1 protein-coding gene is annotated in these 384 nt (G+C 49.0%); it reads left to right on the top strand.

Annotation, left to right across the window (positions count from 1 at the left end; translation table 11 throughout):
- Positions 1 to 95 precede the first annotated feature (95 nt).
- On the top strand, positions 96 to 383 hold the full coding sequence (locus ACTHRE_RS11075; protein WP_440345074.1) for a ComEA family DNA-binding protein: 288 nt from the start codon (positions 96 to 98) through the stop codon (positions 381 to 383).
- Position 384 lies beyond the last annotated feature (1 nt).

Here is a 384-nt window from a genome sequence, read left to right as displayed (position 1 = left end):
CTATCTGCGTATGTGACAGTGTTTACAGAGTGGAATAAAACCATTCGGTAGACTTCCTGACTGATTCAATCAAATATGTTATGGGAAAAAATCTGATGAAGAAATTTTTATTTGGTGCATTTGCCGCCGTCTGTGCAGCATTCTCTTTGGCCGCCGTGAACATCAATACCGCATCTTCTGCCGAACTGGAGGCTTTGCCGGGTATCGGTCCGGCTAAGGCGAAAGCGATTGTGGAATACCGTCAGAAGAACGGTGCGTTCAAATCGGTGGAGGAGCTGAAAAACGTGAAGGGCATCGGTGATGCGGTGCTGAACAAGTTAAAGGCGGAGGCGACGGTTTCTTCTGCCGCGCCTAAGGCCGCACAGCCTGCCGTGAAAAAATAAG

This window comes from Neisseria sp. P0001.S007, assembly GCF_051963655.1.
Lineage (GTDB): Bacteria > Pseudomonadota > Gammaproteobacteria > Burkholderiales > Neisseriaceae > Neisseria > Neisseria subflava_A.
Note: the sequence above shows the minus strand (reverse complement) of the source record. Positions and strands in the feature narration are given on the sequence as shown.

Excerpts from the sequence above, each read along its gene's own strand:
- ACTHRE_RS11075 (WP_440345074.1), top strand. The coding sequence starts at position 96 with ATGAAGAAATTTTTATTTGGTGCATTTGCCGCCGTCTGTGCAGCATTC.